Consider the following 14,253-nt stretch of genomic DNA (forward strand, 5'->3'; position numbering starts at 1 on the left):
GTGGACTGGTAGTCTGACGTTTGATCTTGAGATATGAGAACATGGTGCGGAAGGAGAGACTTGAACTCTCACATCCTAAGATACTGGAACCTAAATCCAGCGCGTCTACCAATTCCGCCACTCCCGCATTTTCACTTTGAATAATCAAAGGAAGGTAGTTATTTTAAACTCTTCATTGAGCAACAAAAGAAAAATGGTGGCTAAGACGGGATTTGAACCTGTGACCCCATCATTATGAGTGATGTGCTCTAACCAGCTGAGCTACTTAGCCATCTCTTTTGTTATCACTTCATCGCTGAGTGCGGGGCGTATTATGCTGATATGACCCAAATCCGTCAACACCTTTTTTGCAAAAAAACACTTAACAGGGTTTGTTTGCAGGAAAATTAAGCTAAGAGGCTAAATTTTAATAAATTTGCTGTTTTTTTAACTGTAAATCAACTGTCAAAGTACACTAAGTAATAACAACTTAAAACCGTTAATATAAAAACTGCTGAGTATTTCAGCAGTCGCTTTGCGATCAAGTTGTATTAAAGCCGAGTTTATTGGGTATTTTAGCTATTGAATGAAGTTATGATACTTAACAACCAGGCTATTCAGTCATTTTAAGTAGGCATAACTTGCACTAGTTGCGTTAAAAATACGTATTAATCACCGCGCGGGGGGAGTTGGTAGGGCAATTTGCTTACTACTGATGCGTATTTCTTACGTTAAATAAAGTATTTAACTTAGCTCGTTAGTATAATACCAATCCGTAATAAGACTTATATCATTTTTAGGGACTAAACGTGTCGCTATCTGTGTTAATAAATTATTTTAGAACAACTAAATAGCGAATTTTCCTAGCTATCAACAGGTTTTTCTATCTTCAAAATAGATCGCTTAATTATGCTAATTGCTATAAAAAGCCAAAAGTAATTAAGGCCATTTGTCTTTTGGATAAAAATTATTTGGGTAAAGGCATAAAAAAACCCGCATTAAGCGGGCTTTTATAAACAGATTGTTTAGGCGTAATTATACGTTGAACAAGAAGTTCATTACATCGCCATCTTTAACAATGTACTCTTTACCTTCTTGACGCATTTTACCGGCTTCTTTAGCGCCACCTTCGCCATTAAAGGCAATGTAGTCGTCATAAGCAATGGTTTGTGCGCGAATAAAGCCACGTTCAAAGTCGGTGTGAATTTTACCAGCCGCTTGCGGCGCAGTTGCACCTACTGGAATAGTCCACGCGCGTACTTCTTTTACACCTGCAGTGAAGTAGGTTTGTAAATGTAATAGCTCGTAACCCCCGCGAATAACACGGTTTAGGCCTGGTTCTTCTAAACCTAGGTCTGCCATAAATTCAAGCTTGTCTTCTTCATCTAGTTCAGAAAGCTCAGATTCGATTGCAGCACACACCGGAATTACTACAGCATCTTCAGACTCTGCAATAGCACGTACACGGTCAAGGTGTGGGTTATTTTCAAAGCCATCTTCAGCTACGTTAGCAATGTACATAGTAGGCTTAATAGTTAAGAAGTTAATTGAGCTAATTGCTGCTTTTTCTTCTTTAGTAAGCTCTAAAGAGCGAAGTGTTAACCCTTCGTCTAAGTGTACTTTTACTTTTTCAAGTACTGCATTTTGCTCTTTAGCGTCTTTATCGCCGCCTTTCGCTTTTTTAGCGTTACGGAAAATTGCTTTATCAGCGCTGTCCATATCGGCAAGTACTAATTCGGTATTGATAACGTCAATATCGTCAGCAGGGTCAATAGTACCTGCAACGTGAATTACGTTTTCGTCTTCAAAACAGCGAACTACATGGCCAATTGCATCCGTTTCACGAATGTTTGCTAAAAATTGGTTTCCTAAACCTTCACCTTTTGATGCGCCTTTTACTAAACCAGCAATATCAACAAATTCCATACTAGTAGGTAGAATACGTTGAGGATTTACAATTTTTGCTAGCTCGTCTAAGCGAGGATCGGGTACCGGTACTACACCTGTGTTAGGTTCGATGGTACAAAAAGGAAAGTTAGCGGCTTCAATACCCGCTTTAGTTAGTGCATTAAAAAGCGTTGATTTACCAACATTAGGCAAGCCAACGATGCCACATTTAAAACCCATAGTAAGATACCTTGTTAAGATTCGTTTAAACGATTATGGTTTAAAAGAATGTAGTCTGTTTTGTGCTTTTAACACACCATCTTTTGCAAGTATTTCCATACAACGAACTGCTTCATCAACCGCTGCATCCATTTTTTCTTGGTCTTCTTTGGCTGCTTTTCCAAGCACCCAACCGGTAACCATTTCACGATGCCCTGGATGACCGATACCTATGCGTAAACGCATAAAATCTTTTTGGTTTGCCATTTTTGCAATAATGTCTTTTAAGCCATTATGACCGCCATGACCGCCACCTTTTTTAAGTTTGGCAACGCCTGGGTCTAAATCCATTTCGTCATGGGCAACAAGTATGTTTTCCACGGGGATTTTGAAAAAATTGGCTAAACTACCGACCGCTTTACCACTTAAGTTCATGTAGGTGGTGGGGATCAATAATTTGAATTCTTGGCCTTGGATGATCACTTTGCCAGTTAGGCCGTGATATTTAGGATCGTGTTTGAGCGTGCAGTTGTAGCGTGCTGCGAGTTCTTCAATGAACCAAGCACCTGCATTGTGGCGTGTGTTTGCGTATTCGGGGCCTGGATTAGCCAGGCCCACAAGCATTTGAATAGAATTCAAGGTGCAAGACCTTAAATATTATTCAGCAGCGTCTGAAGCTTCTTCTTCAGTAGGAGCTGCTTTGTTAGCTTTGATTGTAACTACTGACAGGTCGTGGCCTTCGCCTTTACCTAGTTCAACAGACTGAACACCTGAAGGAAGTTCAAGGTCAGAAATGTGAACTGAATCACCAACTACTAAATTAGAAACGTTAACTTCAACGAATTCTGGAAGTGCTTTAGGAAGACAAGAAATCTCAACTTCAGTTAACTGGTGAACAACAGTTGCGCCAGCTTTAGTAACTGCTTCTTCACCGATGAAGTGAAGAGGAACTTTAGTTACTAATTTGTGAGTTGCATCTACACGTTGGAAATCAAGGTGAGTGATTTTTGGCTTGAATGGGTGACGTTGAATATCTTTTAAGATAGCTTCAACAGACTCGCCGCCAACATTTAGCGTAAGAATGTGCGTGTAAAAACCTTCGCTTTCTTGTGCTTTGATCATGTCTTTATGAGCAAGAGTAAGCGATACCGCTTCTTTATCTGCACCGTAAAGGATAGCAGGTACTTTGTCTTCGCGACGTAGGCGGCGGCTCGCACCAGTACCAGTTTCTACGCGAAGTTCAGCGTTGTAAGTATAAGTTTCGTTAGACATAATGTCTCCAATAATTAAAAGTGTTAGGGCCTTTGCGACCAAGGTCCCTACCCAAAAGGCGCGCTATCATAACACCGCCCCCCGATAAAATAAACAACACATACAAAAAAAGCGCCAAAAGGCGCTTATATGTTCCAACGAATGTGTGATTTTAGTGTTCAAACATCGCTGAAATAGATTCTTCATTGCTGATGCGACGAATTGTTTCGGCTAACATGTCAGCAAGAGTCAGTACTTTTACTTTATCAAGCGCTTTTAATTCATCAGATAACGGAATTGAGTCAGTTACAATTACTTCATCAATTACTGAGTTACGAATGTTCTCTGCAGCTTTGCCAGATAAAATAGGGTGCGTTGCATAGGCAAATACGCGTTTAGCACCGTGTTCTTTAAGTGCTTCTGCGGCTTTACATAAAGTACCACCGGTATCAATCATATCATCTACGATAATACAGTCGCGGCCTTCAACATCACCAATAATATGCATTACTTGAGAAACGTTAGCTTGAGGGCGACGTTTATCAATAATAGCAAGGTCTGTGTCGTGAAGTAGTTTTGCAATAGCACGGGCACGTACTACACCACCAATATCTGGTGATACTACAACAACGTCTTCAAACTCACGCTCTTCCATATCTTCAAGTAATACAGGGCTACCAAATACGTTATCTACTGGTACGTCAAAGAAACCTTGTATTTGCTCAGCGTGTAAATCAACCGTAAGAACGCGGTCAACACCTACACTTGATAAGAAATCGGCAACAACTTTAGCGGTAATTGGAACGCGCGCAGAACGTACTCGACGGTCTTGACGTGCATAACCAAAATAAGGAATGACGGCAGTAATACGACCTGCTGATGCACGACGTAGAGCATCAACCATAACGATAAGTTCCATTAGGTTATCGTTAGTAGGGGCACAGGTTGATTGCAAGATAAAAACATCCGAGCCACGAACATTTTCATTTATTTGAACACTGATCTCACCGTCGCTAAAACGGCCAACAACAGCATCGCCTAATTCAATATACAAACGTTTTGCAACTTTTTGAGCTAACTCAGGTGTTGCGTTACCAGCGAAGAGCTTCATGTCAGGCACGGTAGGGTTCCTCAGGCACTGAATTTTTGGACTAACGGGTAAATAGGTAAAACCCACTACGCGTTAACTTATGATTACTTGTACGTTACTTCATTGATCGAATATGGCGGCAAGCTCCGTATGAGCAGGTGAGACATTTGCGCTAGAAGCAACAAAACCCTGCCAAGTATGGGGGAGGTTATCAAGTACATCTTGTGCTTGAACTTGGCTAGCAAATTCGACAAAACAACATGAACCTGTTCCGGTCATCTTCGACGGGGCGTATTTTAGCAACCACTGCAGGGTTTTTTCAACCTCGGGGCAGAGCTTTTTAACTAAAGGCTCACAATCGTTGGTTAATTTATGGGTTCGCCAATCACCTGAAATTTTTGGTGTATCGCGTTTTAAATCTGGGTGAGTGAATATTTTAGCGGTACTGACATGCTGATTAGGGTGCACAACGCAATACCATTTTTGTTCAAGCTCTACGTCAACCAATTGTTCGCCAATACCGTGTGCTATGGCGCTTTTACCACGAATAAATACCGGCACGTCGGCGCCTAATTGCAAGCCTAAGTTTGCTAATTCATCAATATTTAGTTGTGTATTCCACATTTTATTAAGTGCAAGTAACGTGGTGGCTGCATCGGATGAACCGCCTCCCACGCCACCACCCATAGGTAAACGTTTAGTGAGATTTATTTTTACACCTGATGAAATGCCACAGTGATTTTTAAGCAATAACGCGGCTTTATAGATGAGATTATCGCAATCTGCTATGCCTTTCGTATCACCTGTTATTAAAATAGTAGGGGCTTCGTTAACTGAAAAGTCGAGTGTGTCGCCAAAATTTAAAAAGGTAAATAAGGTTTCTAGTTCGTGATAACCGTCATCACGGCGCGCATTGATGTGTAAAAATAAGTTAAGTTTTGCCGGTGCAATGACCGAAAAAGCTGTTTTAGTATTCATACTTAATTAAATTGCCAATTGTAGAGTTGAATTTTGATTTTAATTTGCTGATGTTTTAGCGTGACATTGCCAGGAACCCAAAAGCCACCTTGCTGTTTATAGTTTGAATACGTTATTTGCCACTTTTTATTGCTGTTATCGTACCAAATAAGTTGTTGTGCACGGCCAAGTTCGTCTACTTTTAATGTTTGCGACATTAACGTGCCTTTTAACCAGTTATCAGCGTTATCAACTGGAAGGTCAAAACCGGTTAAGCGTTTTAATAATAACGCGGCGTTAGTATCTGTGTATGTTTTATCGTCGTAATCAAGTACCGCACCTGTGCGGGTTTGTTTAAGCGACAATATACGAGTACCAATAAACGTAGTGAGCACTAAGTTGTTTTGTTTTTCGTCTTGTTGCCAATTTAAGTTTGCAGATTGGCGCTCATCAGGGCTTATAAACGCTAATTTACCTTGTGCTTGCCAGGTTTTTTGCGCTGCTAAGTGTGGTTTCCAATCATCGTAAAGCATTGTTTTTGTATCAATTTGGTGGGCGCAGCCCGCTAAAAACAAAAAAAGAGTGAATAAAATTAAATAATGTCTAATCAAATGTTGTTCCTTACTTTCCATATTCCGCTGATTTTTGGTAAAATTGCCGCCTTTAAAGTAGGGCGCAGCAATATTTGGCAAATATGACCATCATAGCACTTGGTATAAATCACAAAACCGCATCCGTAGAATTACGTGAAAAAGTGGCTTTTTCGCCTGAGCAAATGTCTGAGGCGCTCCAGCAATTAAGCGGTCATGCCGACTTTAACGAAGCCGTTATTGTATCTACCTGTAACCGTACCGAAATCTATTGTAGCCTTGAGCAGTCAAATTCCCAAGCACTGCTAGCCTGGCTTGCCAGTTTCCATGGTTTGGATGAACACGAACTGAGCAAAAATATATATTGCCACCAAGGTGATGCAGCCATTAATCATTTAATGCGTGTTGCGTGCGGCTTAGATTCGTTGGTATTGGGCGAGCCGCAAATTTTAGGGCAAATTAAGCAAGCTTATCATAGCGCCAAAACACACGATGCCGTAGGCGTTAAGTTTGACAGGTTGTTTCAAAAAACCTTTTCGGTAGCTAAGCAGGTCCGTACCGACACCGATATTGGTGCCAGTGCTGTGTCGGTGGCGTTTGCTGCGGTTAATTTAGCAAAACATATTTATGGCAAGCTTGATAAAACCAATGTGTTATTAATTGGTGCCGGCGAAACAATAGAGCTTGTAGCTAAACATTTATATCAAAATGAGCCGCAACAAATTACGGTTGCCAATAGAACCATTGAGCGTGCACGCGGTTTAGCGCAGGAAGTGTCGGCCGATGTGATTGCGCTGGCACAACTACCTGAGCGTTTACACAAAGCCGATATTGTTATTAGCTCAACCGCCAGTACGTTACCAATAATAGGTAAAGGGGTGGTGGAGCAAGCATTAAAACAGCGCCGCCATAAACCTATGCTGTTTATTGATATTGCCGTACCGCGTGATATAGAAAGCCAAGTAGGCGAGCTTGACGCAGCCTATTTATATTCCGTTGATGACTTACAAGCCATTGTAAGCGAGAATATGGCCGCGCGTGAACAGGCGGCAGAACAAGCACAATTAATAATAAGCGAGCGCGTAAAAGAATTTGAAATGTGGGTTCGCTCTCTCGATTCGGTTGATTTAATTCGCCACTACCGAAACGACGTACAAACCATTAAGTCAGAACTTGTTGAGCGGGCGGTTAGTCAGCTAAATACAGGTAAAGACGCAGAAAAAATTATATTAGAGTTGGCCAATAAATTAACCAACCGCTTAATGCACGCGCCTACCCGTGCAATTCAAGATGCGGCTAAAAAAGGTGAAGTGGCACAACTAACTCAGTTGAAAAAAATGTTAGGTATTGATCAGGAATAACAGTTAAATGAAAGAGTCTGTATATCGTAAATTAGAAACCTTAGTAGAGCGCTACGAAGAAGTACAAGCGCTACTGAGCGATCCGTCGGTCATTAGTGATCAAAACCGCTTTCGTGCTCTTTCAAAAGAATACTCTGAGCTTGAAGAAATTGTAAAAACATTTTTAGCATACCAACAAGCGCAAGACGATGGAGCGACTGCTGAAGAAATGCTAAAAGATTCAGACCCAGATATGCGTGAAATGGCGCAAGAAGAATATAAAGAAGCTAAAGCGCAAATTTTATCATTAGAAGATGAGCTACAAGTGCTTATGCTTCCTAAAGATCCTAAAGATAACAACAATGTATTTTTAGAAGTACGTGCGGGTACCGGTGGTGACGAAGCGGCTATTTTTGCAGGCGATTTATTTAGAATGTACAGCCGTTACGCCGAAACACAAAAATGGAAAGTTGAAGTGGTGAGCACCAACGAAGGTGAACACGGCGGCTACAAAGAAGTTATAGCAAACATTAGCGGTGAAGGTGTGTACGGTAAGCTTAAGTTTGAATCGGGTGCTCACCGTGTACAACGTGTACCAGAGACTGAGTCGCAAGGGCGTGTACATACCTCTGCGTGTACGGTTGCAGTAATGGCCGAAATTCCTGAAGCTGAAGCCATTGAAATAAACACCGCCGATATAAAAGTAGATACCTTTAGAGCCTCTGGCGCCGGTGGTCAGCACGTAAATAAAACCGACTCGGCAATTCGTATTACTCATATTCCAACGGGTGTTGTGGTTGAGTGTCAGGATGAGCGTTCACAACATAAAAACCGTGCTAAAGCGATGTCGGTACTTGCCGCGCGTTTACAGCAAGCCGAAGATGAAAAACGTCATGCGGCTGAGGCCTCTGAGCGCCGTAACCTAGTGGGCAGTGGCGATCGCTCTGAGCGTATTCGTACTTACAACTACCCGCAAGGACGTATTACCGATCACCGTATTAATTTAACGCTTTATCGCTTAAACGAAGTGGTAACTGGTGATTTAGGCGCAATTATCGATCCATTAATGCAAGAGCATCAGGCTGATTTACTTGCCGCAATGGGCGATGAGTAATTGTGAACCACACGCTTGAGCAGGCAATAGCGGTTGGTGCAACTAAACTTGCACCAACTAGCGACAGCGCTAAATTAGACGCACAAGTACTGCTATTACATATTCTTCAAAAACCCCGCAGTTACTTATTTACCTGGCCAGATAACCTACTTAGCAGCGACGAACAGCGCCAATATAATGAATTTTGTGAACGGCGTTTAAATGGTGAGCCCGTAGCGCATATTATTGGCCAGCGCGAATTTTGGAGCTTAGCGCTCGAGGTGAATGCCACGACGCTTATTCCTAGGCCTGATACCGAAACACTCGTTGAGCAAGCTTTAGCACTTACCGTGCCTGAGCAAGCAAAAGTGCTTGATTTAGGCACTGGCACCGGCGCTATTGCACTTGCACTTGGTAGTGAAATGCCAACATGGCAAATTACAGCAGTCGACAAAGTAGCAGATGCGGTGGCCTTAGCGACCCGTAACCAGCAGCGTTTAGCCATTAATAATGTGCAAGTTAAGCAAAGTAACTGGTTTAGCGCGCTGAAAAATGAGCAGTTTAATTTAATTGTGACCAACCCCCCGTACATTGAACACGACGATAAACATTTAAAAGAAGGGGATGTGCGCTTTGAACCTCTTTCTGCGTTAGTGGCCGATGAGGCAGGAATGGCTGATATAAAACAAATAATTACACAATCACGTGACTATTTGCTCCCTAGTGGCTATCTTTTAATAGAACATGGTTTTGAACAGGGTGAAGCTGTTCGGCATTTGTTTAAGCAAATGGCGTATATAAATATTAAAACAGTAAAAGACTTGGGAAATAACGATCGTGTAACGCTCGCACAGTGGCCTTAATTTGATAATAAACAGCCATGATTGTGTGTTCTATAAATGCATTAAGGAACCTTTAATATGATGGGTGATTTTTTATTTTCAGATGAGCCAGATGAGTTAGAAAGTGAAGTAGAGCTTGGCACTTGGAAAGTATTAATCGTTGATGACGAACCTGAAGTTCATGCTGTTACAAAGCTAGCGTTGAGTGATTTTGAATTTCAGAACAAACGTTTAGAATTTTTAAGCGCATACTCGGGCGCTGAAGCAAAAGAATTAATAAATGCGCACCCAGATGCCGCTATTGTACTGCTAGATGTGGTAATGGAAACAGATGACGCTGGGTTACAGGTTGCTAAATTTATTCGCGAAGAAGCTAATAATAATCATATTCGCATTATTTTAAGAACCGGTCAGCCTGGGCAGGCGCCTGAACGCCAAGTTATTATTAATTACGATATTAACGACTATAAATCGAAAACAGAGCTGACAGCGCAAAAGCTCTTTACTGTGATTATGTCGAGCTTACGCTCGTATCGCGATATTATTTCTATAGAGCAATCTCGCGAAGGGCTTGAAAAAATTATTGTTGCCTCGCGCGATATATTTGCCACACGTTCAATAGAGCAGTTTATTGAAGGGGTGATGCAGCAACTTACCTCGTTATTAGGCATTGCTGATCAAGCGGTGTATGCCACTACGTTAGTGGCGCAAAATACGCAAGAAAATAGTAACGATAAGCTAATAGTACGCTCTGGTACCGGTGAGTTTGAGCAAAGCGAGGGTAAAGAGTTAGATGCGGTGCTGCAAAACGAGCAACTAGAGGCGTGTCATCAAGCACTTAAAGATAAAAGCATAATTTATAAAGATAACTACTTATTTGCTTATTGTAGTAGCGAGTACAATCACAATTCGATGTTATTTATATCGGGGATCCCTAAAAATATAACCGATACGCAACGTAATTTAATTGAGATTTTTTCGCAAAATGTACAACTAGCATTTGAGAACGTGCAACGACAACAACGTTAATCGTTACTATAAATTTAAAAAGCACATAGCCTTGCGACTATGTGCTTTTTAGTTTGTGAGGCATAATAGCCAAAGCAGTGCGTAGGGCTTGGTATTATACCAAGCAGCAATAATACTTAATCATTTTGAGGGGGCTAAACGTGTTGCTATCAGCGTTAAAAAATTCTCATTTAGAACAACTAAATAGCAAATTTTTTGCCTAGCTATCAACACGTTTTTCCATCCTCAAAATAGATCACTTAATTAAGCGGATTGGTATTAAACGCACTTAACTAAATTTAACAAAACAAAAAGTACTGAGGCTTATGGATTATTTAGCAGTAAAACACTCACACATGGCAATTGCTATGCTAAGCGTTATCTTATTTTACATCCGCTCTTTTTCGCGTATGGGCAGTGGCAAGCTTGCCAAAAATAAACTGGTTTTTATTGGCAGTCACAGCATTGACACTTTATTACTTATTTCTGCAATAACATTGGTGTTCATGGCAAGAATAAACCCCTTTGAGCAACTATGGTTATTAGAAAAAATAGTGCTTGTAGTGATTTATATTGCGATAGGTATTATTAGTGCTAAACAAACTAATACGCTGCCAAAAGTTATGTATGTGGTAGTTAACACGGTTGTGATTTTAGCGATAGGGTATTTGGCAACGGCAAAATCGCCGCTACTTTTATAATAGCTACTCTGTTGCAAGTTAAGTGTCGGTGCGTGTATATGCTTTTTAAACACGCACGATACTTATAAGTATGGGACTTAAACCCCCAAGGAACTTGAGTAACAGTTAATACACCTTTGCCCGTCTCATAGCCTTCACCATTTTTCAGCCAGGCTGGCCTACTCCTTTTACTATAAAGCACACCTCTGGGGTATAATTACGGGTGGGAGCTTCGCTGTATTGGTAACTATCCGCAAAATTAGGTAAACTACGCCTTCGTTTTTTAATAAATGTTGTAGTATTGATGACCACCCTCGGGTATGACGAACACGACGAATCTTATTTAGATGATGCATATGATGAATTTACTCCACCGCCACTTTATCGGTGTATTAATGCAGAGTCGAAATGGGACCCTCAAATAGATTTAGCACCAACTTTTTCTGTATTAACTGACTTTGAGCAGCAGATCACTGCTATGTGCGCAAAGCAAAAAGACCCACATGATAGATTAGAAGCCCTTCTTGATATTTTTTATAGCAAATGGCTATTTAGCGCCTCTGGGCTAAAAGTGCCAGAGCATAAAATAAATAGCTTAAGCTATACACTCACTATGCGCAGCGGCTCTATAACCACATTAGGTATTTTATTGAGCCATTTGCTTGAGCAAGCGCAATTAGATGCCAGTGTGTGTATTAATCAGGGAGATATTAGCGTGCATGTCGCAATAAGTGATGAAGAAGGCTACATTATTGAGCCTAGCAGTGGGCAACAAAGCTGGTACATCATTCCTGAAAATGCGGATGAAGAAAATGGACAAGAGCAAGAGCCACTTGAGCTTATTTATAACGATGAAGTTTATAAATTGTTTTTAGCGCAGCAAAAATGGTCGTTTATTAGCGAAAATAAATTTGGCCACGCGCTGGTATGTGTTGAGTTGCTAATGGAGCTATTAGGCGATGACCCGTACGAGAGACGCGACAGAGGTTACTTACTCAATCAGTTAGATTGTCCTAAAATGGCACGCGATGATTTACAGTTTTTTATTGATGAGTGCCCGGACGATCCGGCAATTGAAATTATTCAGCATCAACTAGAAGAACTTGAAGATAATAATAAAACACACCATTAAGAATAGGAACAAATATGGCTGATACTCACACTGCATTAATTACTAATGATGCTGTTGTACTGGGTTTGCTTGCTATAATTTTAGGGTTCATTTTTAAAACCTCTAGCAGCGAAAACCCCAAACTAAAAGCATTTTATAAATATGTACCAGCATTATTGCTGTGTTACTTTTTACCTTCTTTACTCAATACGTTTGGCATTGTAGATGGACATAGTTCAAATGTTTACTATGTTGCTTCGCGCTATTTGCTGCCAGCATGTTTAATCTTACTTACCATTAGTATTGATTTAAAAGCGATTATTAATTTAGGCCCCAAAGCGCTAATTATGTTTTTAGTGGGCACGCTGGGTATTGTGATTGGTGGGCCTTTATCTATTTTAGTGGTTAGTGTATTTAGCCCTGATTTAGTAGGCGGCCACGGCCCAGATGCTGTTTGGCGTGGTATGACAACGGTTGCCGGCAGCTGGATTGGCGGCGGCGCAAACCAAGCCTCAATGAAAGAAATGTTTGAAGTGGGCGGCGATATATTCTCGGTTATGGTGACCGTTGATGTGATTGTGGCGAATATTTGGATGGCTGTTTTATTACTAATGGCCGCAAACCATAAAAAAATTGATGCCGCAACAGGGGCTGATACAACCGCCATAGAAGATTTAAAAAACCGTGTTGAGCAATACCATGCAGAGCATGCCCGCATGCCGACACTCAATGACTACATGACCATTATTGCCATAGCATTTGGTATAACTGGGCTAGCTCATTTTTGTGCCGACTTTTTAGGGCCGTTTTTTGCAAACAATTATGCGTGGGCTAAAGAGTACAGCTTAAACAGTAAATTCTTTTGGCTAATTGTTATTTCAACCACTATTGGTATTAGTTTATCATTTACTAAAGTAAGGCAAATAGAAGCGTTTGGCGCATCAAAAGTTGCTTCAAGCTTTTTATATATTTTAGTGGCATCAATTGGCTTACATATGAACGTAACCGCTATATTTAGTAACCCTGGGTTATTTTTAATTGGGGCTATTTGGATGCTAACACACGCAAGTTTAATGCTGATTGTAGCCAAAGTAATAAAAGCCCCGTTATTTTATATGGCGGTGGGCTCGCAAGCTAACGTTGGCGGCGCTGCGTCGGCGCCTGTGGTGGCTTCTGCGTTCCACCCTTCGCTTGCGCCAGTGGGCGTTTTATTAGCTGTACTAGGGTATGGTGTAGGTACATATATGGCCTACATTTGTGGATTAATGATGCAAGCAGTTGCACCTTAAGGAATTTAAATGAACAACCAAGTAATTGATATTAATAACATTGAGCTGGCAAACGACAAACCATTTGTATTATTCGGTGGTATGAATGTTTTAGAGTCGCGCGATTTAGCAATGCGTATTGCAGAGCACTATGTAGAAGTAACCTCTAAATTAAATATTCCTTATGTATTTAAAGCCTCGTTTGATAAAGCAAATCGCTCATCAATAAATTCATACCGCGGCCCAGGTATGGAAGAAGGCTTAAAAATATTTGAAGAGATTAAAAATACCTTTAATATTCCGCTTATAACTGATGTGCACGAACCACACCAAGCAGCGCCTGTTGCTGAAGTGGTTGATGTAATTCAGTTACCTGCATTTTTAGCACGCCAAACCGATTTAGTGGTAGCTATGGCTAAAACGGGTGCCATTATTAATGTGAAAAAACCACAGTTTTTAGCACCACACGAAATGCGTCATATCATTACTAAATTTAATGAAGCAGGTAATGATAATGTGGCACTGTGTGAGCGCGGCTCAAGCTTTGGCTACAACAACTTAGTTGTTGATATGCTAGGTATGGATGACATGAAAGCCATGGCACCGGTTATTTTTGATGCCACCCATGCACTACAGCGCCCAGGCGGGCGAGCAGACTCTGCTGATGGACGCCGTGCACAAGCTGCCGAGCTTGCTCGCAGCGGCATGGCACTGGGCATTGCGGGCCTATTTATTGAGGCTCACCCTAACCCTAATGAAGCAAAGTGTGATGGCCCGTGTGCATTGGCACTTAGCAAGCTTGAAGGGTACTTATCGCAAATGAAAGCGGTAGATGATTTAATTAAAAGCTTTGCACCACTTGATACAAGCGCAAGCGATTTATAATTTAACACCTATTTAGGTAATAGTTAAAAAGCGACTTAGGTCGCTTTTTTTAT

Annotated in this window: 13 protein-coding genes, 2 tRNA genes and 1 pseudogene; 8 read left to right on the forward strand and 8 right to left on the reverse strand. The window is 41.1% G+C overall.

Annotation, left to right across the window (positions count from 1 at the left end):
* Window positions 1-42 precede the first annotated feature (42 nt).
* The 8 genes from CWC04_RS12760 to lolB form a co-directional block, all read right to left on the reverse strand.
* Window positions 43-127, reverse strand: a tRNA-Leu gene (locus CWC04_RS12760).
* A 67-nt stretch (window positions 128-194) separates the two neighbouring features.
* Window positions 195-271: transfer RNA gene (locus CWC04_RS12765), tRNA-Met, on the reverse strand.
* A 743-nt stretch (window positions 272-1,014) separates the two neighbouring features.
* Window positions 1,015-2,106 (reverse strand): redox-regulated ATPase YchF, encoded by a 1,092-nt coding sequence (gene ychF / locus CWC04_RS12770; RefSeq protein ID WP_004588829.1) that lies wholly within the window; start codon window positions 2,104-2,106, stop codon window positions 1,015-1,017.
* A gap of 33 nt (window positions 2,107-2,139) precedes the next feature.
* On the reverse strand, window positions 2,140-2,724 hold the full coding sequence (pth, locus tag CWC04_RS12775) for an aminoacyl-tRNA hydrolase (protein ID WP_024033868.1): 585 nt from the start codon (window positions 2,722-2,724) through the stop codon (window positions 2,140-2,142).
* A gap of 18 nt (window positions 2,725-2,742) precedes the next feature.
* Window positions 2,743-3,357 (reverse strand): 50S ribosomal protein L25/general stress protein Ctc, encoded by a 615-nt coding sequence (locus CWC04_RS12780; RefSeq protein ID WP_004588831.1) that lies wholly within the window; start codon window positions 3,355-3,357, stop codon window positions 2,743-2,745.
* A 151-nt stretch (window positions 3,358-3,508) separates the two neighbouring features.
* Window positions 3,509-4,456 (reverse strand): ribose-phosphate pyrophosphokinase, encoded by a 948-nt coding sequence (locus CWC04_RS12785; RefSeq protein ID WP_004588832.1) that lies wholly within the window; start codon window positions 4,454-4,456, stop codon window positions 3,509-3,511.
* A 90-nt stretch (window positions 4,457-4,546) separates the two neighbouring features.
* The gene (gene ispE / locus CWC04_RS12790) at window positions 4,547-5,404 is read right to left on the reverse strand and encodes a 4-(cytidine 5'-diphospho)-2-C-methyl-D-erythritol kinase (protein ID WP_004588833.1); all 858 of its coding nucleotides are present in this window, start codon (window positions 5,402-5,404) and stop codon (window positions 4,547-4,549) included.
* 2 nt (window positions 5,405-5,406) lie between these two features.
* Window positions 5,407-5,994 carry a lipoprotein insertase outer membrane protein LolB gene (lolB, locus tag CWC04_RS12795; protein WP_138685606.1) on the reverse strand — a complete coding sequence of 196 codons (588 nt, stop codon included), beginning with the start codon at window positions 5,992-5,994 and terminating at the stop codon, window positions 5,407-5,409.
* Between the two features lie 83 nt (window positions 5,995-6,077).
* Between lolB and hemA the strand changes: the two genes are divergently transcribed.
* From hemA to kdsA, 8 genes and pseudogenes are all read left to right on the forward strand, one after another.
* A complete protein-coding gene (gene hemA, locus CWC04_RS12800) occupies window positions 6,078-7,334 on the forward strand; it encodes a glutamyl-tRNA reductase (RefSeq protein ID WP_004588835.1) in 1,257 nt (418 codons plus the stop codon).
* A gap of 7 nt (window positions 7,335-7,341) precedes the next feature.
* Window positions 7,342-8,427 carry a peptide chain release factor 1 gene (gene prfA, locus CWC04_RS12805; protein WP_138685607.1) on the forward strand — a complete coding sequence of 362 codons (1,086 nt, stop codon included), beginning with the start codon at window positions 7,342-7,344 and terminating at the stop codon, window positions 8,425-8,427.
* A 2-nt stretch (window positions 8,428-8,429) separates the two neighbouring features.
* Window positions 8,430-9,269, forward strand: a complete 840-nt coding sequence (gene prmC, locus CWC04_RS12810; protein ID WP_138685608.1) for a peptide chain release factor N(5)-glutamine methyltransferase — start codon at window positions 8,430-8,432, stop codon at window positions 9,267-9,269.
* A 57-nt stretch (window positions 9,270-9,326) separates the two neighbouring features.
* Window positions 9,327-10,268, forward strand: a pseudogene (locus tag CWC04_RS12815) (DUF3369 domain-containing protein); the annotation flags it as partial.
* Between the two features lie 314 nt (window positions 10,269-10,582).
* Entirely contained in the window at window positions 10,583-10,957 is a 375-nt protein-coding gene (locus CWC04_RS12820; RefSeq protein WP_138685609.1) for a SirB2 family protein, read from the forward strand.
* A 283-nt stretch (window positions 10,958-11,240) separates the two neighbouring features.
* Complete coding sequence (locus CWC04_RS12825; protein WP_004588840.1) at window positions 11,241-12,068, forward strand: tetratricopeptide repeat protein; 828 nt, start codon at window positions 11,241-11,243, stop codon at window positions 12,066-12,068.
* A 14-nt stretch (window positions 12,069-12,082) separates the two neighbouring features.
* Complete coding sequence (locus CWC04_RS12830) at window positions 12,083-13,336, forward strand: DUF819 family protein (RefSeq protein ID WP_126007644.1); 1,254 nt, start codon at window positions 12,083-12,085, stop codon at window positions 13,334-13,336.
* 9 nt (window positions 13,337-13,345) lie between these two features.
* Window positions 13,346-14,200 carry a 3-deoxy-8-phosphooctulonate synthase gene (kdsA, locus tag CWC04_RS12835; RefSeq protein WP_024034184.1) on the forward strand — a complete coding sequence of 285 codons (855 nt, stop codon included), beginning with the start codon at window positions 13,346-13,348 and terminating at the stop codon, window positions 14,198-14,200.
* Window positions 14,201-14,253 lie beyond the last annotated feature (53 nt).

It is taken from the genome of Pseudoalteromonas sp. S2893, assembly GCF_005887105.1.
GTDB lineage: Bacteria > Pseudomonadota > Gammaproteobacteria > Enterobacterales > Alteromonadaceae > Pseudoalteromonas > Pseudoalteromonas atlantica.